The sequence below is a fragment of the Carnobacterium sp. FSL W8-0810 genome (genome assembly GCF_038007125.1).
Classification (GTDB): Bacteria; Bacillota; Bacilli; order Lactobacillales; family Carnobacteriaceae; genus Carnobacterium_B; species Carnobacterium_B inhibens.
Genome location: NZ_JBBOWO010000001.1, coordinates 1,196,669 through 1,218,474 on the forward strand (window position 1 = coordinate 1,196,669; position 21,806 = coordinate 1,218,474).

20 protein-coding genes are annotated in these 21,806 nt (G+C 35.2%); 14 read left to right on the forward strand and 6 right to left on the reverse strand.

The features are described 5' to 3' along the window. Positions 1-58: 58 nt before the first annotated feature. Entirely contained in the window at positions 59-970 is a 912-nt protein-coding gene (locus NST49_RS05815) for a Cof-type HAD-IIB family hydrolase (RefSeq protein WP_023178858.1), read from the reverse strand. Between the two features lie 193 nt (positions 971-1,163). Between NST49_RS05815 and NST49_RS05820 the strand changes: the two genes are divergently transcribed. From NST49_RS05820 to NST49_RS05840, 5 genes are all read left to right on the forward strand, one after another. Continuing rightward, the gene (locus NST49_RS05820) at positions 1,164-1,847 is read left to right on the forward strand and encodes a uracil-DNA glycosylase (protein ID WP_301426738.1); all 684 of its coding nucleotides are present in this window, start codon (positions 1,164-1,166) and stop codon (positions 1,845-1,847) included. Between the two features lie 101 nt (positions 1,848-1,948). Beyond that, entirely contained in the window at positions 1,949-2,929 is a 981-nt protein-coding gene (pta, locus tag NST49_RS05825; protein WP_251165620.1) for a phosphate acetyltransferase, read from the forward strand. A 127-nt stretch (positions 2,930-3,056) separates the two neighbouring features. Continuing rightward, positions 3,057-3,695, forward strand: a complete 639-nt coding sequence (locus NST49_RS05830; protein WP_301426739.1) for an NAD(P)-dependent oxidoreductase — start codon at positions 3,057-3,059, stop codon at positions 3,693-3,695. Positions 3,696-3,900: 205 nt separating this feature from the next. Continuing rightward, the gene (gene tsaE, locus NST49_RS05835; RefSeq protein WP_341047513.1) at positions 3,901-4,365 is read left to right on the forward strand and encodes a tRNA (adenosine(37)-N6)-threonylcarbamoyltransferase complex ATPase subunit type 1 TsaE; all 465 of its coding nucleotides are present in this window, start codon (positions 3,901-3,903) and stop codon (positions 4,363-4,365) included. 11 nt (positions 4,366-4,376) lie between these two features. Next, a complete protein-coding gene (locus tag NST49_RS05840) occupies positions 4,377-4,901 on the forward strand; it encodes a GNAT family N-acetyltransferase (RefSeq protein ID WP_251165619.1) in 525 nt (174 codons plus the stop codon). A gap of 38 nt (positions 4,902-4,939) precedes the next feature. Here the strand turns inward: NST49_RS05840 and NST49_RS05845 are convergent, their stop codons facing one another. The 5 genes from NST49_RS05845 to NST49_RS05865 all read right to left on the reverse strand — a co-directional run bounded on the left by NST49_RS05845 (position 4,940) and on the right by NST49_RS05865 (position 11,914). Next, positions 4,940-5,671 carry an amino acid ABC transporter ATP-binding protein gene (locus NST49_RS05845; protein ID WP_341047515.1) on the reverse strand — a complete coding sequence of 244 codons (732 nt, stop codon included), beginning with the start codon at positions 5,669-5,671 and terminating at the stop codon, positions 4,940-4,942. Beyond that, positions 5,664-7,121 carry an amino acid ABC transporter substrate-binding protein/permease gene (locus NST49_RS05850; protein WP_023178851.1) on the reverse strand — a complete coding sequence of 486 codons (1,458 nt, stop codon included), beginning with the start codon at positions 7,119-7,121 and terminating at the stop codon, positions 5,664-5,666. Before NST49_RS05850 ends, NST49_RS05845 begins: the two co-directional genes overlap by 8 nt. Positions 7,122-7,305: 184 nt before the next feature. After that, positions 7,306-7,839, reverse strand: coding sequence for a 3'-5' exonuclease (locus NST49_RS05855; RefSeq protein WP_023178850.1), 534 nt, complete (start codon positions 7,837-7,839; stop codon positions 7,306-7,308). A gap of 149 nt (positions 7,840-7,988) precedes the next feature. Beyond that, positions 7,989-10,625, reverse strand: coding sequence for a cation-translocating P-type ATPase (locus NST49_RS05860; protein WP_023178848.1), 2,637 nt, complete (start codon positions 10,623-10,625; stop codon positions 7,989-7,991). Between the two features lie 524 nt (positions 10,626-11,149). Beyond that, a complete protein-coding gene (locus NST49_RS05865) occupies positions 11,150-11,914 on the reverse strand; it encodes an exodeoxyribonuclease III (protein WP_341047519.1) in 765 nt (254 codons plus the stop codon). Positions 11,915-12,064: 150 nt separating this feature from the next. On the opposite strand from NST49_RS05865, the gene NST49_RS05870 reads away from it, so the two are divergent. The 9 genes from NST49_RS05870 to NST49_RS05910 all read left to right on the forward strand — a co-directional run bounded on the left by NST49_RS05870 (position 12,065) and on the right by NST49_RS05910 (position 21,382). Further along, a complete protein-coding gene (locus NST49_RS05870; protein WP_341047521.1) occupies positions 12,065-12,964 on the forward strand; it encodes a Gfo/Idh/MocA family protein in 900 nt (299 codons plus the stop codon). A gap of 141 nt (positions 12,965-13,105) precedes the next feature. Further along, positions 13,106-14,485, forward strand: a complete 1,380-nt coding sequence (locus tag NST49_RS05875) for a TrkH family potassium uptake protein (protein WP_341047523.1) — start codon at positions 13,106-13,108, stop codon at positions 14,483-14,485. A gap of 12 nt (positions 14,486-14,497) precedes the next feature. Next, positions 14,498-15,169, forward strand: coding sequence for a potassium channel family protein (locus tag NST49_RS05880; RefSeq protein ID WP_023178840.1), 672 nt, complete (start codon positions 14,498-14,500; stop codon positions 15,167-15,169). A 273-nt stretch (positions 15,170-15,442) separates the two neighbouring features. Beyond that, positions 15,443-16,345: a UDP-N-acetylmuramate dehydrogenase gene (gene murB / locus NST49_RS05885; protein WP_341047524.1), complete on the forward strand. Its 903-nt coding sequence runs from the start codon at positions 15,443-15,445 to the stop codon at positions 16,343-16,345. Positions 16,346-16,958: 613 nt separating this feature from the next. Beyond that, complete coding sequence (locus NST49_RS05890; protein WP_301425841.1) at positions 16,959-17,501, forward strand: helix-turn-helix domain-containing protein; 543 nt, start codon at positions 16,959-16,961, stop codon at positions 17,499-17,501. A gap of 60 nt (positions 17,502-17,561) precedes the next feature. Beyond that, on the forward strand, positions 17,562-18,656 hold the full coding sequence (locus NST49_RS05895; RefSeq protein WP_341047527.1) for an ABC transporter ATP-binding protein: 1,095 nt from the start codon (positions 17,562-17,564) through the stop codon (positions 18,654-18,656). Between the two features lie 10 nt (positions 18,657-18,666). Next, positions 18,667-19,482: an ABC transporter permease gene (locus tag NST49_RS05900; protein WP_034537326.1), complete on the forward strand. Its 816-nt coding sequence runs from the start codon at positions 18,667-18,669 to the stop codon at positions 19,480-19,482. Continuing rightward, the gene (locus NST49_RS05905; RefSeq protein ID WP_023178834.1) at positions 19,479-20,312 is read left to right on the forward strand and encodes an ABC transporter permease; all 834 of its coding nucleotides are present in this window, start codon (positions 19,479-19,481) and stop codon (positions 20,310-20,312) included. Before NST49_RS05900 ends, NST49_RS05905 begins: the two co-directional genes overlap by 4 nt. Continuing rightward, positions 20,309-21,382 (forward strand): ABC transporter substrate-binding protein, encoded by a 1,074-nt coding sequence (locus tag NST49_RS05910; protein WP_341047530.1) that lies wholly within the window; start codon positions 20,309-20,311, stop codon positions 21,380-21,382. Before NST49_RS05905 ends, NST49_RS05910 begins: the two co-directional genes overlap by 4 nt. Positions 21,383-21,806 lie beyond the last annotated feature (424 nt).

Sequence of the window (21,806 nt, forward strand, 5' to 3'; positions counted from 1 at the left end):
TACCTATACATAACAACGAAAAGGAAAGTAAGATTGTTACTCTGCTTGCTAGTTTATTCTATTCTTCAGCACTTTTCAAAATCTCTGGAGCTCGTGCGGATTCTAAATTGTCATTTAAAGCAAGGGATATTGCATGTGCAACACCACTAGCATTATTGCTGGTAGTACGGTATTTAGCATAGGTTTTGACTTCTTCCTCTGCATTTTCCATAGCAAAGCTGTATCCAGCAACTTCTAGCATCGAAACATCATTGAAATTATCTCCAAGTGTCATAATATTTTCAAGTGGAATATTCAGTTTTTTTGCAGCAGCTTCAAGGGCGATCCCTTTTTGAGCATTTATATTGTTGATTTCAATGTTATTAACAAAAGATGCTGTGATAGCAAGATTTCCAGTTTTTTCAAGTTCTTTTGTAAGAGGGCCAAGCACTTTGCGACCATCATCACTAAAAGCGATAATCTTTAAAACTTCAATCGAGTCATCGTGTACAAGTTGTTCATAATCCTCAACATAATTGATGTTCATTATTTCTAAACGGGCAGCTGCTAAAACGACAGCCATTTTATAAGTAGTGTCTGGATTTGTTTCATATAGTAAAGAAGCAACAGATTCAATACGTTTCGCTTTATTATCGGAATAGATTCCATTAGATGTGGTCATCTCACAATAAAGGTTTCTTTTCTTTATTTCAGCAACCACTTCATGGACTGTTTTTTTATCGATACCAATATTTTGGATAACTTTGCCTTCTTCATTGTAGACTTGAGCGCCATTTAAAGTAATGAACGAACAATTGATGCCTACTTCTTGAAGCAAAGGTTGTGCTTCAGTAAATCCTCTTCCGGTGGCAACCATAAAGTGGATACCTTTATCAATAGCCGCTTTTATGGCTTTAGCATTTGTCTCAGAAACTTTCATTTTTTCATTTAGTAGTGTCCCATCCATATCAGATACAATAAGCTCTATCATTTTTGGTTCCTCCCAAGATTCTTTGTATTACTAAGTCTACCATTAAAATAAAAAAAATAAACGCATAATGCTTTTTTCACTCTCATTTATCATAAATGGAATGTAGCTAAAAAGGGTCAACACTATCGCTTGTGAGAAAATAATAAATCTTGTAGGATAGAAGAGAAGTTAAGATAAACAAGGAGGAATTGTATTGACATTACCAGTAAAAAACGACTGGCTGCCTATTTTGAACGAACAAATGAATACACCGTCTTATCAATCATTGAAAGCATTTCTTGTACATGACTATCAAGAAACAACGGTTTATCCTGAGATGCATCATATCTGGCAAGCTTTTGAATGGACACCTTATAATGAAGTAAAAGTGGTTATTCTGGGACAAGATCCTTATCATGGACCAAATCAAGCACATGGCTTAAGTTTTTCTGTATTGCCAAATGTAAAAATCCCTCCATCATTAGCCAATATTTATAAAGAACTGCAAAGTGATCTTGGGATTCAACCTGTTAATCATGGTTATTTAGAATCGTGGGCTAAACAAGGGGTTTTATTGTTGAACACAGTTTTAACTGTTCGTAAAGGCCAGGCTCATTCACATAAAGGCAAAGGCTGGGAAGAGTTGACAGACGCTGTTATTAAAAAATTGAGTGATCGAGATAAACCTATGGTATTTATTTTATGGGGGAGTCCTTCAATTAAAAAGAGAGCTTTGATTGATGAAACAAAACATGTTGTGTTGACCTCAGTTCATCCTAGCCCGTTATCTGCTTACCGAGGCTTTTTCGGATCAAAACCTTTTTCTAAGACAAATGAAGCCTTGATTAGATTTGGTGAAGAACCTATAAACTGGCAGTTGCCTGAGTCAGTTCAATAAGTAATACTTGTAGGATTTGAACCTCAAAAGGCTGTCATTTTTAAGCAAATAATAGTATGATAAAGTTGTATGTTAAATCACAAATTGTGGAGGTCGTTAGTGTGGAACTAATTGAAAGTTTATCAGAAAAAATTAAAGGTAGAAAAGTACGTATTGTATTTCCGGAAGGTTCTGAACCTCGTATTCTTGGTGCTGTAGTTCGTTTGGCATCTGAAGATTTGATTCAACCAGTATTGATCGGAAATCCTGAAGCCGTTAAAGAAGCTGCAAAAAATCGTGGTTTTGATGTAGAAAATATTGAAATCATTGATCCATCTAATTATGATAAATTAGATGAAATGGTTGCTTCTTTTGTAGAACGCCGTAAAGGAAAAGTTACTGAAGAAAAAGCGATTCAATTATTAAAAGATGAAAATTACTTTGGTACAATGTTAACATACATGGGACTAGTTGATGGTTTGGTAAGTGGAGCAATCCACTCAACAGGAGACACGGTTCGTCCTGCATTACAAATTATTAAAACTAAACCAGGCGTTAGCCGTACAAGTGGAGCATTTATCATGATGCGTGGACGTGGACAAGAAAAATACTTGTTCTCAGATTGTGCTATCAATGTAAATCCAAATGCTCAAGAATTAGCTGAAATCGCTGTAGAAAGTGCTAAAACTGCTGAAATGTTTGGCATTGAACCAAAAGTTGCTATGTTAAGCTTTTCAACTAAAGGATCAGCCGTTGCTGAAGAAGCAACTAAAGTAGCAGAAGCAACTAAGATTGCTCAAGAACTTGCTCCTCAATACGATATCGATGGTGAAATGCAATTTGATGCTGCATTTGTAGCTTCTGTTGCTGAACAAAAAGCTCCAGATTCAAAAGTTGCTGGACAAGCAAGTGTATTTGTATTCCCAGAATTGCAATCAGGAAACATTGGTTACAAAATTGCGCAACGTTTTGGTAACTTTGAAGCAATCGGACCTATCTTACAAGGTCTAAACAAACCAATCTCAGATTTATCTCGTGGTTGTAACGAAGAAGATGTTTACAAATTAGCGATTATTACAGCAAACCAAACGTTAATGAATTAAGATTGTTCTTAAAAGCTGACTCACATGAGTCAGCTTTTTTGTTTAAGTAAAGTTTAGAATAGTTGCTCATTTGAAGGTGTACTCATTATAATGAAAAAAGGGTGAAGACTAAAAAGGAGGAAACCACATGAAAATTGGAATTGTCGGAGCAACAGGTAAAGCAGGCTCAAAAATTTCTGCAGAGGCTTTAATGAGAGGACATGATGTTATTCCACTAGTACGAAATGCTTCAAAATTAGTAGACCAACAGGGGAATCATTTCATTGAAAAAGATCTATACGATTTGACATATGAAGACATAAAAGATTTAGATGCAGTAGTTGATGCATTCAATGCGCCACCAGGAAAAGAAACCTTGCATCAAACGAGTTTAGCGTATTTAGTGTCTTTGTTACAAGGATATGAAGTGCCTCGTCTAGTTGTTGTTGGTGGAGCAGGAAGTTTATTTGTGGACGACAAAATGACAACACGTTTGATGGACACTCCGGATTTTCCTGAAGCTGCTAAACCTACAGCTTTAAATATGGCAAAAGCCTTTGAACAACTGCAGCTGGCAGAAAGTGTCAATTGGACTTATATCAGTCCTTCAGCTTTTTTTAATCCTGAAGGAAAACGGACAGGGAGTTATCAACTTGGACAGGATCGTTTATTGGTCAATAGTAGTGGGGAAAGTGAAATCAGTTATGCCGATTTTGCCCTTGCATTAGTAGATGAAATTGAAAATCAACAATTTATTCATCAACGAATCACAGTATGTAGTGAATAAAAAAATATTAATCAAATCAATCGATTATTTAGGGTTTAGAGAAAAAGTCTAGACCCTTTTTTACGATTACTTTTTAATGTGCAGGTTAGAAATAAACCCCACAAACGTTTTCTTCGCAAATTAGACTGTATTTTTGTTTGGCTATTTGTAAAAACTTGAATTACAATAAATAAGAGATAAGTATACAAGAGTAAAGGAGAAAAAAATGAAACCACTAAGAACACGTAATGAAGAAGAAACAAAAACAGTGGCTGCTGATTTAGCAAAATGGTTAGAGCCTGGAGATGTGATTTTACTAGAAGGAAATCTTGGGGCTGGAAAAACGACTTTTACTAAAGGGTTAGCTGAAGGGTTAGGAATCAAGAGAGTCATCAAGAGTCCAACTTATACTATTATCAGAGAATACTTAGATGGAAGACTGCCTTTATATCATATGGATGTCTATCGTTTAGAAGAAACGGGTGGAATGGATTTAGGGTTAGAAGAGTATTTTGAAGGTGATGGAGTATCGATTATTGAGTGGGCAACTTTTATTCCAGAAGATTTGCCTCAAGAATACTTACAGATTAAACTAATGCCTGTTGGGGAAGAGTTAATGGAACGCGAATTAACTTTTTATCCAATTGGGAAAAGATATGAAGAACTGATGCAAAAATTTGAAGCAAAGTAAGGTGGGACTAGATGATCGATACGATACAAATACGAGAAGCGATTCCAAGTGATGCAGAAAAATTATTGAATCACTTAAAAAAAATTGCAATTGAAACAGGTTTTATGACCATGGGAATTGAAGGACCAGGAAAATCAATTGAAACTGAAACACAGGAAATTGAAGCCATTGTAGCCTCAGATGTAACGGTTATGTTAGTGGCTTTAGATAAAGAAGAAATTATCGGAATTGCCGAAATTCATGGAACGAACAGACCGAAAGTTAGACATATAGGGGATATCAGCATTTCAATCGCAAAGGATTATTGGGGAATGCGTTTAGGCACAATGATGATGGAAAAGTTGATTGAGTGGGCAAATGGTCCGTCAAGCAGCTTAAAACGATTAGAATTAACTGTCCAAGCTCGAAACGAACGTGCACGCCGCCTTTATGAAAAAATGGGCTTTAATCTTGAAGCAATCATGCCAAGAGGAGTCAAAGATGAAGGAATGTATTTAGATGTTTGTTTAATGAGTATGATGATTGGAGAAATATAAAAAGCGCTGCAAAAGAATTCTTTTGCAACGCCTTTTTATTAGATTAAAACTTTTTCTAAGAAATTCTTTGTTCGTTCATTTTGAGGGTTATTAAAGACATCCTCAGGTTTTCCTTCTTCAACGATATAGCCGCCATCCATGAAAATCACGCGATCTGCTACTTCTTTGGCGAAGCCCATTTCATGTGTCACGACCAACATCGTCATTCCTTGATCTGCTAGCTTCTGCATGACTTCAAGTACATCTCCAACCATCTCTGGATCAAGTGCGCTGGTAGGCTCATCGAACAGCATAATATCTGGATCCATCGCTAAAGCTCGTGCAATAGCCACACGTTGCTTTTGTCCGCCGGATAATGATTTAGGGTAATCATTGGCTTTTTCAGAAAGTCCAACCGTTTCCAGCAATTCTAATGCACGTTTTTGACTTGATTCGTTAGATTCTTTTTTTAATTCTTTAGGAGCTAATGTAATATTCTCTAAAACCGTCAAGTGAGGAAATAGGTTGAACTGCTGGAAAACCATTCCAATATTTTCTCGAACTTTGTTGATGTCTTGTTTTGGATCCGTTAAATCAAAGTCATCGATAATGACTTTTCCACCGGTAATTTCTTCTAAAGCATTCATACAACGAAGGAAAGTACTTTTACCAGATCCTGATGGACCGATAATACAAACTACTTCACCTTCTTGAACTTCGATAGACAAATCTTTTAACACTTCTAAATCTCCAAAATTTTTCTTTAGATGTTCCACTTTTAGTTTAGTCATTTGACATTTTCCTTTCAAGTACATTTGATAACTTAGTTAAAATAGTGATTAAAATAATGTACATGATTCCAATGATCAACCACATATTACCAGAAGAGTAGGTACGTGCAATAATGATTTTACCTGTTTGAGTCAATTCAACAATACCGATCACGGATAAGATTGATGTATCTTTCAGTGTAATGACAAATTGATTGATAAAGGATGGAATCATAATTTTAATAGCTTGCGGTAAAACAATTTTACGCATAGATGTTGGGTAAGGCAATCCTAAACTTCTCGCAGCTTCTAATTGTCCACCGGCTACGGCTTGAATTCCTCCACGGACCAATTCAGCAATATAAGCCGTTGTATTCAAACTTAAGGTGATCACACCTGCTATATAAGCAGATAATTGAATATTTAAGAATTGAGGAATAGAGAAATAAACGAAAAAGGCTAAAACAATCAAAGGGATACCTCGCATAATCGTTACATAAATCGTTGAAATACCAGTCAACAGTTTGTTTGAAGTAGCACTAAACAATCCTAAAATAACTCCGACTACTAATGCAATTGCAAAAGAAACAAGGGTCAATACTAGTGTTCGGCCAAGTCCAGTTAGTAATTCTTTATAATTGTTTTTGATTAAGGAAAAGAAGCCATTACTAGTCGTTACAGATTCTGCATCTTCACCAGTATACTTAGTTGTAATGTCTTCATGAATGCCATTTTCTTTGATATTTGCTAACCCGGCATTAAATTTTTCCAGCAATTCTGGATTTTGACCTTTATTAACAGCAAATCCATAAACATCTCCTGCTTCTGGATCAAGTGGGAATTTTAGCTGAAGACCTTGCTGAACGGCATAGGCCATAACAGGATAGTCATCAAATACAGCATCAGAATGCCCTGCAACAACATCATCATACATCGTAGCTGAATCTTCGAATTGGTTCACTTTGATATCAAATTCTTTTTTTAATTCTTCAACAAATGCAGCACCTGTTGTACCAACTTTAACAGCGACTGTTTTTCCATCTAAATCTTCATAAGAAGAAATTTCATCATTATTTTCTGAAATAGCCATAACTGTACCGGCTTCAAAATAAGGATCAGAAAAGTCAAATGATTCTTTACGTTCGTCTGTAATACTCATTGCTGCAATCATTCCATCAACTTGATTGGATTCTAAAGCTTGCAACCCTGCACTAAATGCTAAAGGACGTAACTCGTAAGTGAAACCTTGATCTTCAGCAATAGCATCCAGAATTTCTACATCAATACCAACATATTCATTGTCAGCATTTTTGAACTCGAAAGGTGCATAAGTAACATCTGTCGTGATAACATAAGGATCGCTTTCTGTTCCTTTTTCAGCTGAAGCGGATAGTGGTGTTGCTAAATTTATGAATAAACCTAGCATAAGTATAAAGACAGCTCCTAAAAACTGTTTTTGTTTTTTAATCATGTAAACTCCTCCAAAGTATTTTTGCTATGTTTTTAAACAGAGCTAGTATAATAAAAATACGGGAATTCCCATGTCAATTCAACTAATTGCACCTGAGGAAAGGTAAGACAAAAAAACAAACGGTCTTTAAAAAAACTAAAAGACCATTTGTTTTATGCACTTTTATTCAAATTAAATACATGAGTTAAATATGTTTAACTAATTTTTTTAAAGGGTCTGTCCCAAAGTGATCTTCTAAATAAAGCAGAATAGCAGCACAAGCGTTACTATCTTCAAGTGCGTTATGATGGTTATCTAAACGGATGCCTAAATGATCACAAACGGTGTTTAGTTTGTGGTTAGGAAGTTCTGTCATTAGTTTTCGACTAGATTGGACCGTACAAAGTGTTTGAAAATGAGGTTGCTCTAAGTTGTAATAATCAAGACAGCCTTGTAAAACACCTCGGTCAAAAGGCAGATTATGTGCGACAACGAGTTTGTTTTCTGTGAAGAACGGTTTTATTTCTTCCCAGACTTCTGGGAAAGAGGGAGCATTATGAACATCTCTTTGGGTAATACCGTGAACTTGGATATTACGCCAAAAAAATTCAGTTTCTGGTTTGATCAACGAGTAATAGTGATCAACAATTTTACTTTTGCGTACAACGGTCAAAGCAACTGAGCAAGCACTATGACGCTGGTTACTGGCTGTTTCAAAGTCTAATGCGACAAAGTTCATTTTTTTCCTCCTCGAACAAGTATTCGGTTAATAGTATAAAGGATTTTATTGCTATTTACTAGTGAAAAAATCCAATAAAAAGAAGACACCAATTCGCTAATAGATTTCATTAACGAATTGGCGTCTTTTATTATGCAAATTACAAGAAATTAAGCTTCGTTTTTAAAAGGAATAAATTTAGCTAATTCCATTAAGATTACAGCAACTAGTGCTAAACCTGCAGCAATTCCCCATTGTTCCCAACCAAAGTTTGCTGGAATAGCAAAGATTGAACGGATTCCTGGAAGAACGGTTACTCCGTATAATACAGAACAGAATAGAACAGCATAGATAGCAAATTTATTAGAGAAGAAACCAGCTCCAATAGATGTTTGCGTATTTGAACGTGCTGGGAATGTTTGTAATGTACGAGCAAGGATAAGTGTTGTAAAGGCCATAGCAATACTCATTTCATCTGAATAACCTAATCCAATATATTGCGAAATGATAACAGCAATCCCGATAAGCGTACCACGGAAAGCAACTGATCTTAGTGTAGCACCAGCAAAAATTCCTTCGTTAGGATCTCTTGGTTTACGTTCCATCACGTTTGGTTCGCCTTTTTCCATTCCTAAAGCAATGGCAGGAATAGAATCATTTACTAAGTTGATAAACAACAATTGAAGAGCTGTAAATGGGTTTACCCAGTCCATTAATAAAGCGGCTACGATAGCAATAATGGCACCAAGGTTACCAGCAAACAAATAAGCGACAGCTTTTTTTATGTTATCAAAAACATTACGACCAACTTCAACTGCGCTAATGATTGAAACGAAATTATCATCCGTAAGCACCATTGCAGCAGCATCTTTAGCTACGTCTGTTCCACTACCCATTGCGATACCGATATCTGCTTGTTTCAATGCTGGAGCGTCATTCACACCATCACCTGTCATAGCAGAGATCTTGTCTTTATTTTGCCAAGCACGAACGATTCTGATCTTGTTTTCTGGAGAAACACGAGCGTAAACAGAAATTTTTTCTAATTTAGCATTTAATTCATCTTCACTTAAAGCATCTAGTTCTTGACCAGTTAACGCGATATCATCTGGTTCAGAAATACCGATGTCACGAGCAATAGCACGTGCAGTAGTTTTATGGTCACCTGTGATCATAACTGTTTTGATACCCGCTTTTTTAGCTTGTTCAACAGCTCCGTAAACAGCTTCACGAGGAGGATCGATCATAGCCACTAAACCAACTAAGATCAAATCATTTTCATCTTCAAAAGTAATCGTTTGACCTTCTGTGATTGGTTTATAAGCAAAAGCTAAAACGCGAAGAGCACGGTCTGAGAAAGCTTCATTTTGATCAGCTAAAGCTTTTAAGTTTTCATCTGTTAAAGGAACAACTTGTCCATCAAGCAAAATTTTTGAACTGCGATTGAAAACAACATCTGGTCCACCTTTTGTCAGCATCAATTGTTCGCCATCAATAGTATGAACAGTAGACATTAATTTACGATCTGAGTCAAACGGCAACTCAGCTAATCTTGGGTAAGCATTACGTAATTCATGGTAAGGCTTGTTTACTTTGTTGCTGAAAGCAATCATAGCAACTTCAGTAGGATCACCAAGTTCTTGACCTTGTTCATTGATGTTAGAATCATTTGCTAATACAGCAATTTGCATTAAACGAGCTTCATCAGCACTCCAAGTTTCTGGTTTAGCATTGAAGTCACCAGTCTGTCCATTTGGTAAGAAATAATCAACGATCGTCATTTTATTTTGAGTTAATGTACCTGTTTTATCAGTACAAATAACACTTGTCGAACCTAAAGTTTCAACAGCTGGAAGTTTACGAATAATCGCATGCTTCTTAGCCATCTTGCCTGTTCCTGTAGAAAGAACGATTGTAACGATCGATTGCAGCGCTTCTGGAATGGCTGCAACGGCTACTGCAACTGCGAACATAAATGCATTCAACAATTCAGTATTTACATCTGTTGCTCCACCAAAGAAGATACGAGCAGCTTGGATAGCAAAAATAAGAACCGAAAGAATTAGAATACCAAAACCTAGTTTTTTACTAAAGTCATCTAATTTTCTTTGTAGTGGCGTTTGTTTAGCTACAGCATTATCGATCAAGCTGGCAACTTGACCAATTTCAGTATTGTTTCCGGTACCTGTGACAACTACAAGCCCACGTCCATAGGTTACTAATGTTCCACTATGAACCATGTTTGAACGGTCCCCAACGGGTACTTCTTTTTCAACAACATCAATACTTTTATCCGCTGGAACAGATTCACCAGTCAACATTCCTTCATTGATTTGAAGAGATCCTGCTTCTAATAGACGTCCATCAGCTGGAACATAATCCCCAGCATCTAAAAGGACAATATCACCTACAACAAGTTCTTTTGCAGGGATCGTTACTTTAACTCCATTACGAATCACTTTTGACTCAGGAGCCGAAAGACTGGATAAAGCATCTAGCGAACTTTCTGCTTTTTTAGTTTGGATCACACTGATAATTGAGTTGATCATTAAAACCGCAAAGATAATTAATGATTCTACGACTGAACCTAATGCCATTTGGATTACGGCTACGATTAACAACACAATAACCATTGCATCTTTAAAGGTTGCTAAAAATAATTTAAGAACGGAGTCTTTTTCTTTTTGCTTTAATTCATTTAAACCGTCACGTTCTTGGCGTTTCTTAACTTCACTTTCCTGCAAACCTTCAGGTGAAGTTTGTAATTCTGATAAAACTGTTTCTTGGTCTTTTTGGTAATTTTCCAAGTGATACACCCTTTCATAAAAAAAATTTAGCCGGTTCCTAACAACTAATCAAGTAATGGATTAGTATGGGTAGAATCGGTCGTTAATAAGAATAAAAAAATAATGCCAATTATAACACAGTTGCCCAAAATAGTAGCATATTCATTATCGCCAAACAAGTTTTGTACTGATTGGGAATGAGGTTGATCATTCTCTAAGCTTGTGTTGTTCGTTTGATATCCTCCTTTTTATGGTCATTAAAATCGATAAAAAAAGAGACTTATGCAGGATTGTCCTTATGGAGAACAATGTGCATAAGTCTCACTATTTAAGACAACACCAGAAGATTGTTGCGAATCTACTTGTTGGTGACGTTGCCACAGCTATTGCTGCCAGTTACTCCCTTATGAAAAACTATCGATTTCATCTTAACTAGTATATAGTTTCTAAAATAATTTTGCAACAAAAAAATAACAGAATAGCGAACGCAATTTAGGCTAATGATTAGAATAGACTAGGTTCTAGCGATTTTTGTTTCATTTTATTTATTTAATCGTATCTTTCAAGGTTAATTCTACAGGGCAATGATCGGATCCTATAATGTCGTTAAGAATTTTGGCGTCTTGTAATTGATCTTTTAACCGTTCAGATACACAAAAGTAATCGATTCGCCAACCAGCATTATTTTTACGTGCATTAAAACGATAATTCCACCAAGTATAAGCACCTTCTTCATCAGGGTAGAAGTAACGGAATGTGTCAATAAATCCATTATCTAGTAAATTGGAAAATTTCATGCGTTCTTCTTTACTAAAGCCGGCACTTTGCTGGTTTGTTTTCCAATTTTTCAAATCGATATTTTGGTGAGCCACATTTAAATCGCCACAAAGGATAACAGGTTTTTCAGTATCCAGTATTTTTAAATAATTTAGAAAAGCATCTTCCCATTGTATTCTATAGTCCAAACGTTTCAGTTCGCTTTTAGAATTAGGTGTATAACAAGTAACAACATAATAATCAGGGTAATCTAGTGTGATTACTCGTCCTTCATCATCGTGTTCTTGTTTTCCGATTCCGTAGTAAACAGCCGTTGGTTTATGTTTGGTAAAAATGGCTGTTCCTGAATAGCCTTTTTTTTCAGCATAATTCCAATAGTCATAATAGCCAGGAAGTTCAAGATCAATCTGGCCTTCTTGGAGCTTGGTTTCTTGCAGACAAAAGAAATCAGCGTCTAATTCATTAAAAATATCCATAAATCCTTTTTTTACAATGGCACGCAACCCATTAACATTCCATGAGATAAATTTCATTAGCTAGTTCCTCCTAAATAAGTAACATCTTATCTTTATTGTACAAAAGATAAAAAAATAGTAAACTATAGAGCATTTTTAAAAGAGTAATCTCGTACAAAATATGATAGGATATGTAGTGAAAAAGAAAAAAGAGAGAAGGGTAAAAAAATGAAAATTGGAATTATTGGTTTAGGAAATATTTCTCAAAAAGCTTATTTGCCAGTTATGATGGCAATGGATAAAGAAATAGAATGGCATTTATTTACACGTGACCAAGAAAAGTTAGCAAAAATCGGCAAAAAATATCGTATCACTAATTTATACTCTTCTGTTGAAGATTTACTTATGAGTGGAATCGAAGCAGTTTTTATACATACAGCTACGCATATTCATGAAGTTCTTATCAGACAATGTATCGAAAAAGGCATCCATGTGTATGTTGATAAACCAATCAGTGAAAATATTGATGAAGTAAAAGCATTGATGGATCTAGCCGAAGAAAAAAACGTTTTACTTGTTACAGGATTTAATCGCAGATTTGCGCCGATGATCCAAAAAGTGAAAGAAGTTCCAAATAAAAGTATGATCTTAGTCCAAAAAACAAAACCTAACAGTTCAGGTAGTGTAAAATATGCAATTTATGATTTGTTTATCCATGTAGTTGATACCGCTTTATTTTTACTGGATGAACCTGTTATCCAAACAAATTTCAGCATCAAAGAAGAAAACGGTGAGTTGAAAACTTGTGTTTTACATCTTACCACGGAACACACAGAATGTATTGCGACAATGAATTATAACTCTGGTGCCAACTTCGAGTCTGCAGAAGTTCAATCTCCAACTGGCACTCACCGAGTGGTCAATTTAACAGATTACGAAATTGAAACGGCTGGACAAAAACAAGTGATCAATTTTGGTGACTGGGATCAAACGCTTGAAAAAAGAGGGTTTGCTCCATTGATCCGTGCCACAATAGAAGGTATTGAAAATCAAAAGAATCCTGTGAGCATGGAATCTTCTCTTGAAAGCCACCGCATATGTCAAATGATTGTAGAAGATTATGTATAATAAAATATTATGATTAAAAGCGTAAGATTGGCGGAAGCCAATCTTATTTTTTTTGAAAAATCGAATTTGCTTTACTTTTATTTTAGAAAGAATATAATACATTCGTATGCCAGAATTTAAGAAAGAATGAGGAGAAAACGAATGTTTTTAAAAAGACTTAGGAGATTACCTCCAGCTGCTAAAATAGTCATTAGTTTTGCAATAGTTATCTTTATAGGATCGCTATTATTGACGCTTCCTATCAGCAATCTTGAAAGTTCAGAAACAACTTATTTTGATAATTTATTTACAGCAGTATCCATGGTGTGCGTAACGGGTTTATTTACATTACCCGTAGCAACATCTTTCACGGTGTTTGGACAAATAGTCTGTATTGTGCTCATGCAAATAGGTGGAATTGGATTAATGACTATTCTTGCAACCTTTATCATGAGAATAGGAAGGAAAATGCGTTTTTCAGATACGATTGCTGTGAAAGAAGCTCTTAACAGAGATGAACTAGGAGATTTCAAAACGTATCTAGCATCTATTATTAAATATACTGCCATTATAGAAGGAACAGGAATGCTTCTTTTAGCGCTTAGATTTGTGCCGGAATTCGGTTTTGCTAGCGGCCTTTTTGTGTCTTTATTCTTAGCTGTCTCAGCATTTTGTAATGCAGGTTTTGATAATTTAGGAGCTTACAGTTTGCAAGAATATGTTCATGATCCTTTAATAAACTTAGTAATTACTACATTAATTATTTTAGGTGGAATTGGTTTTTCAGTTTGGTTTGATGTTACACATAATGTTCAATCTATTATAAAAAATAAATGCAAAAGCGGATGGAAACGTTCGTATCGTATGCTGAAAATTCATACACGCTTAGCCATCAATATGACCCTAGGGTTGATTGTAATTGGAACGCTTGTTTTCTTAGTGGTAGAGTGGAATAATCCTAATTCGATCGGTAATTTCACGTTTGGAGAAAAAGTATTGGCTTCCTTTTTCCAAACAGTAACCATGAGAACAGCCGGTTTTGCTACACTTGATTATGAACTAATTAAACCTTTTTCGTTATTCTTTTTTATCGGTACTATGTTTATTGGTGGATCCCCTGGTGGAGCTGCGGGTGGTATCAAGACCACAACTTTTGCACTAGTAGCTTTGTTGGTTATCAGTGAAATCAAAGGTCAAAAACATGTTAACTATTCTCACCATACGATTCCACTAGAAATCATTCGACGCGCGATTGTTATTGTTGCAACGTTTTCTCTATTTCTAATAGCTGGTGTAAGTGTGTTGATGTTAGTTGAAGACCAGCCTTTCTTGTACTTGTTGTTTGAAGCTGTATCAGCATTAGCAACAGTAGGAGTCAGCGTGAATTTAACACCAGAGTTATCACATATTAGCCAAGTTGTATTAATGATTTTAATGTTTATTGGTAGAATTGGGCCGATTACGATATTATTGAGTTTAAGTCGAAAGAGTAAAAAAACAAAAGATCAGTTGTATGCAAAGACAACAATTCTAATTGGATAGGAGAACTTGAAAATGGCAGTAAGAACAATCGGTGTATTAGGACTGGGTGTCTTTGGATCATCAATTGCTAAAGAATTAAATGAATTTGATTGTGAGGTTATTGCAGTCGATTTAAGTATAGATAATATTGAACGTGTCGAACCTTATGTAACACAAGCGATACAAGGAAATATCACAGATTTAAACTTTTTAAGAAGCATTGGTTTAGAAAATTGTGATGTAGCCGTTGTGGCAACAGGTACGAGTCTAGAAGCAAGTGTCTTAGCTATAATGAATTGCAAAAAATTAGGTATACCTTCAATTATTGCAAAAGCTAAAAATAAATCGTTCATGGAAGTTCTTTACGAAATTGGCGCTACAAAAGTGATTCGCCCTGAAAAAGAGGCTGGAACTCGTGTAGCAAAAAATGTGTTAAGAAGACATATCACCGATATTGTAGACTTAGATGAAGATTACGCTGTTATCGAATTCAAGCCTCCAGTACGTTGGATCGGAAAAACATTTGATGAACTAGATTTAAGACAAAGATATGAAATCAATATCATTGGAATCAGAAAAGTTAATCAAAAACGAATGGATGTTTCTTTCAGCCCCGATTATCGGATCGAAGAAGGAACAGTTCTGGTAGGGATAGCAGAATCAGAAGTATTTGAACGTTACGATTATTTGAATAAATTAAAATAAGAAACGCTATCTTAGCCTTTGAGACACGTGCTAATGGAATCAATTAAAATAGTCAGATAGGATTTGGACAATCGTTCCGAATCCTATTTTTTTGAAACACATTTTAAATAAAAATAACGCCAAATCTTTTAATGAAATACTAATCCAAACTACAAAAAAACCACAGTGCATGGTAAACTAAGTGCGTTAAGAAAAAAATGTCTTTAGCAAAAGTTAGTTTTATTATAAAAGTAGAGCAGCAGGCTCAACTAATACGAGAGGGTATTAAACACTATGTCTATTAAAGAATTTAAACAGCACTTTCCAAAACTGATCCTAAAAGAAAATGAACCTTTATCTCTATATACGTACACAAAAACAGGTGGACCAGCTGATGTATTAGTTTTTCCTAAAACAACTGAAGAAGTAAAAGAGGTTGTAGGCTGGGTAAAAAAAGAATCACTGCCGTTAACGGTTTTAGGCAATGCAAGTAACCTGATTGTTAAAGATGGCGGGATACGCGGTGTTGTCATGATATTAACGGAAATGAAACAAATTAAAATTGAAAAGAAAAAAATAATCGTTCAAAGCGGGGCACGTTTGATCGATACTTCTTATGCAGCTTATGAAGCTGAACTTACTGGATTGGAATTTGCATGTGGAATCCCCGGTAGTATTGGTGGAGCAGTTTATATGAATGCTGGAGCATATGATGGCGAAGTGAGTGAAGTGATTGAATCTGTTACTGTATTGACTCTTGATGGTGAAATTAAGACAATGGATAATCATGAATTAGAATTTAGTTACCGTCATAGTCGTATCCAAGAAATTCAAGATATCGTTTTAGAAGTTGTTTTTCAATTGAAAAAAGGGCATTCAACAGATATAAAAGTTAGAATGGAAGAATTAACTTTTTTAAGAGAATCAAAACAACCTTTAGAATACCCTTCATGTGGAAGTGTTTTTAAACGTCCTACAGGTTACTTTACTGGAAAGCTTATTCAAGAAGCTGGTTTACAAGGTAAAGTATGGGGTGGCGCTCAAATATCGATGAAGCATGCCGGGTTTATCGTAAATATTGATCACGCGACAGCAACAGATTACATTGAATTGATCCAACATATCCAAGAAGTCATTTTAGAAAAGGACGGCGTAAAGCTTGTTCCTGAAGTTCGGATCATCGGAGAAGACCAATAAGGTTCATCCGATAAGATGACATGCCAAATTAAGGAAAAAAATGAAGTATAGTTGATGAAGAGATAAGTCGGAAACTCTAGAAGAGAAATCTTTTAGAGTTTTTTTAAGGTAGTTCATGAAAAATTTGGACTAAAGCTTTAGAAATATAGTGTAGAGACTTTGTAGAGTAGATTTAATAGTTGAAAAAGGCTAAGAATGTTCGATAGAGGAGTTATAGAGTAAATTTGCTAGCGGAAGGTGCCGAGGAATGTTCAATAGGGGTTCTTTAGAGTAGATTTGCTAACAAAAGGTAACGAGGAATAGTCAGTAGAGATGCTATAGAGTAGATTTGTTAATGAAAGATGACAAAGAATGTTCAGTAAAGGCACAATAGTTCAGATTTGCTAGCGAAATTGAACTTACACGAATAAATATAAAATGATCTATTACTTAAGGGCATCAATTGGTTGAAAAGAATCGTATTTAGGTTGAGTTGGGTACGATTTTTTAGTTGCATTTTGAAAAAAAGAATTTATAATAAAAAAGGTCTTAGTAAACATTAAGTTTACCGTAAGTGAACATTAGTGAGTCTTAGTTTACTTCCAGTAAACAAGTTGCTAAAAGGAGAAATTGTATGGAAATTGGAAATCAAATCAAGAACTTAAGAATTCAAAAAAATTTAACACAAGAAGAATTAGCAGAACGTACGAATTTAAGTAAAGGATATATCTCTCAAGTTGAAAGAGATTTAAGTGTTCCGTCAATGGAAGTGTTTTTTGATATTCTAGAGGTATTGGGCTGTAGTCCTAAAGATTTCTTTGATGAAAAGCAAGAAGAACAGCGCGTTGTCTACACAAAAGACGAAATGACGGAATTTGAAGATGATGAAAAAGGGTATAAGATTGAATGGCTCATACCAGAATCGAATGAAAATGAAATGGAACCGATCTTTTTAAAACTAAGTGAAAAAGGCCAATTTAAAGAATTTGGCCCTTCTTTATCGGAAACTTTTGGCTATGTATTAGAAGGCGAAGTCTGCATAGAAATTGGTTTGAAACGTTATTTTGCCAAAAAAGGGGAGTCTATTTACTTTCATGCTACCCAAAGGCACCAAATCAGTAACCAGCACAATAAAGATAGTTTAGTGTTATTAGTTGTCACAGATTCTTATCTTTGATTAAATGAATAAATAGTCAGGCTAAAGAGAAACAAATTTTACTATAAGGGAGCAAACAAAATGACAGAAAATGCGATCATTACATTTGAAAATGTAAAAAAACAATACGATGATGATGAACCAGTATTAAAAAATATCAATTTTGAGATTGAACGGGGAAAATTTTATACGTTACTAGGTCCTTCAGGTTGTGGAAAAACGACGATTCTAAATTTAATTGCCGGCTTTACTGAAACGTCAGAAGGAACGATTATGTTAGATGGAAAAAAAGTAAACGATGTTCCTGCTAATAAACGTAAAGTAAATACTGTTTTTCAAGATTATGCGCTATTTCCTCATATGAATGTATTTGAAAATGTAGCTTTTGGATTAAGAATCAAGAAATTAGATAAAAAAACCATCAAAGATAAAGTAGAAAATGTTTTAAAAATGGTTCAATTATCTGGTTATGAGGATCGAGCTATCAGCGAAATGTCTGGTGGACAACGTCAACGAGTTGCTATTGCACGTGCTTTAGTAAATGAACCAGAAGTTTTATTATTAGACGAACCTTTATCTGCATTGGATTTGAAATTGAGAACAGAAATGCAATATGAATTGCGTGAACTGCAACAGCGTTTAGGAATTACTTTTGTATTTGTTACGCATGATCAAGAAGAAGCTTTAGCCATGAGTGATGAAATTTTTGTGATGAAAAACGGAGAGATCATTCAAAGTGGTACACCAGTTGACATTTATGATGAACCAATCAACCGCTATGTGGCAGATTTTATTGGTGAAAGCAACATTGTAAAAGGCACGATGGTTCAAGATTATGAAGTTTCTTTTGTTGGGCATACATTTGAATGTGTAGATGCTGGAATGAAAGCAAATGAAAAAGTCGAAATTGTATTACGACCAGAAGATTTAGCATTAACAACAGTAGAAAAAGGCAAATTAACAGTTAAAGTGGATACTCAATTATTCCGCGGTGTGCATTATGAAATTATTGGATACGATCGCGACAATAATGAATGGATGGTCCATTCGACTAAAAAAGCTGTAGTTGGAAATGAAGTAGGATTGTACTTCGAACCAGGAGACATCCATGTTATGCGATTCAATGAAACGGAACAAGAATTTGATGCACGTCTTGAAAGCTACGAAGAAGACTAGGAGGAGAAAAATGACAAAACAATCTAAAGTGGTTTATTTTATACCCTATGCTTTTTGGTTACTCTTATTTGTTGTTGCTCCTTTAGTTTTAATTGTGTATCAATCATTTTTCACAGTGGAAGGACAATTTACTTTAAGCAATTACCAAGCTTATTTTCAATCCGGTACATACTTAAGAATGACACTAAATTCATTTTGGTATGCGTTTTTGATTACTTTATTTACCTTGCTTATTAGTTACCCAACAGCTTATTTATTGAGTAAAACAAAGCATAAACAATTATGGCTCTTACTGATTATTTTACCAACATGGATTAATTTATTATTAAAAGCCTATGCTTTTATTGGAATTTTTAGTGCAAATGGAACAGTGAATGATTTTCTTTCTTTTATAGGGATAGGAAGACAGCAAATTTTGTTTACAGATCTTAGCTTTCTAGCGGTTGCGACCTATATAGAGATTCCATTTATGATCTTGCCTATCTTTAATGCTCTTGAAGAAATGAATCCTTCTTTTATTCGAGCTAGTCGAGATTTAGGTGCCAATAACTTTGAGACCTTTAGAAGAGTTATTTTTCCTTTGACATTAAATGGCGTGAAAAGCGGAGTCCAAGCAGTCTTTATTCCATCATTATCGCTCTTCATGTTGACGCGTTTAATCGGAGGAAACCGCGTAATCACTTTGGGTACAGCGATTGAACAGCACTTCCTCGTTACACAAAACTGGGGCATGGGTTCAACTATTGGAGTCGTTTTAATTGTGGCTATGGTTCTGATCATGCTCTTTACAGGAGAAAAGAAAAAGAAAGGGGCAATTCGTAAATGAAAAAAGAAAGGTTTAAATGGTCAAATCTTTACCTCATTTTTATCTTCATTGTTTTATATGCGCCAATCGCTTATTTGATTTTTTTCTCCTTTAATGATGGTGGAACAATGAATAGTTTTACTGGTTTTACTTGGGATAATTATAAGGCTGTATTTGAAGATTCACGGCTGATTGGGATTGTTTTAGATACGTTTTTAATTGCATTATTGTCTTCTTTACTAGCCACTATCATTGGTACATTTGGGGCAATAGGGATTTACTTCTTAAAAACCAGAAAAACAAGAAATACACTATTGGGTTTTAATAACATTTTGCTGGTTTCACCAGATGTTATTATTGGAGCAAGTTTTTTGATTTTATTTACCTTTATTGGATTTAGGTTAGGTTTTATGTCTGTGTTATTGTCACATGTAGCTTTCAGTATTCCCATTGTAGTCTTGATGGTATTGCCGAAATTACAAGAAATGAATGATACGATGATTAAAGCTGCACGGGATTTAGGTGCAAATACATGGCAAGTACTAATAAAAGTTATTTTGCCAAGTATCACTCCTGGTATCTTAGCAGGCTATTTTATGGCATTTACTTACTCTCTAGATGATTTCGCAGTAACGTTCTTTGTAACAGGAAATGGATTTTCAACATTAGCTGTAGAGATCTATTCAAGAGCTCGACAAGGAGTGAGCTTGGAAATCAATGCTTTAAGTGCCTTAATGTTTATTTTTGCTCTGATTCTAGTTGTTGGTTACTACTTTATTCAACAACACAATATGACAAAAAAACAAAAAAATAAAAAACGACAACATGCTGAGGCGGTGGGCATGCGATGAAAAAATTAGTCTTAATGGTCTTAGCTATTTTAATAGTTTGTGCAGGATTATATCTTGGTGCTGATCAACTGGAAAAGGCTCAGGGAATTACAGGAGAAAACAATTTGAATTTGTACAACTGGGGAGATTACATCGATCCAGAATTGATCACTAAGTTTGAAGATGAAACGGGATATAGAGTGACTTACGAAACTTTTGATTCTAATGAAGCGATGTATACCAAAATTGAACAAGGCGGGACGAATTATGATCTTGCCGTTCCCAGTGAATATATGATTGAACGGATGATTGATGAAGATTTAGTGATTGAATTGGATCACTCAAAAATAAAAGGCCTTGAGAATATCAATACTCAATTCTTAGACCAGCCATTTGATCCAGACAACCAATATTCTATTCCTTATTTTTGGGGTACTTTGGGAATCATTTACAATGACAAATTTGTAGAAGAAGATGCGATCCAACATTGGGATGATCTATGGAATCCCAATTTAACAAATGAACTTATGCTGATTGATGGTGCTCGTGAAGTTATCGGTTTGGCATTGAATAGCGAAGGGTATTCGTTAAACTCAAAAGATAACGAACAACTAGCTGCAGCAGCTAAAAAGTTAGATAGTTTGACTCCTAATGTAAAAGCTATTGTTGCTGATGAAATCAAAATGTATATGATTCAAGAAGAAGCATCAGTTGCTGTAACGTTTTCTGGCGAAGCTTCAGAAATGTTATGGGAAAATGAAAATCTTCATTACGTTATTCCAAGCGAAGGCTCTAACTTATGGTTTGATAACTTTGTTATTCCTAAAACAGCTAAAAACTTTGATGCGGCTTATGCGTTTATCAACTTTATGTTAGAACCAGAGAATGCAGCTCAAAATGCAGAATATGTTGGGTATTCCACACCCAATAAAGCAGCATTGGAACTCTTGCCAGCTGAAATAACCGAAGATGAACAATTTTATCCAAACGAAGAAACCATGAAAAATCTAGAAGTATACGAAGATCTAGGATCGCAATACATTGGCATCTACAATGACTACTTCCTAGAATTCAAAATGCACAGAAAATAAGGATGCGGAGTGTCTCGTCTAGCTCCGTAGAAAAACAGGGGAATTCCCGCAAGAGGCTAACGCCTCGAGGGAAATTTCATCTTTTTTCCTAGGAGCTGAGACACGCAGCTCAACTAAAGGATGGGGAACTTCCCGTTCAGACACACAGCGATTTTCAAGAATTGAAAGCAAGAGCATCCCGCGCATTGCGTCAAATCTTGAAAATAGCCCAGTGTCTGGGAAGTGCAACTCAACTACAGGATGCGGAACGACCCCGATAGATACGTACGGTCTCGATTTAATAGAAGTTTGTCCGAATCAGCTGTTTTTCGCATTGGTAAAACTGGAATAGTAATTCTATTCCAGTTTTTTTGTTGTCTATGATCAATAAACCAAGCATTATGCTATACTTATGGAGAATAAAACAGATGAAAAAGGGGAGTAG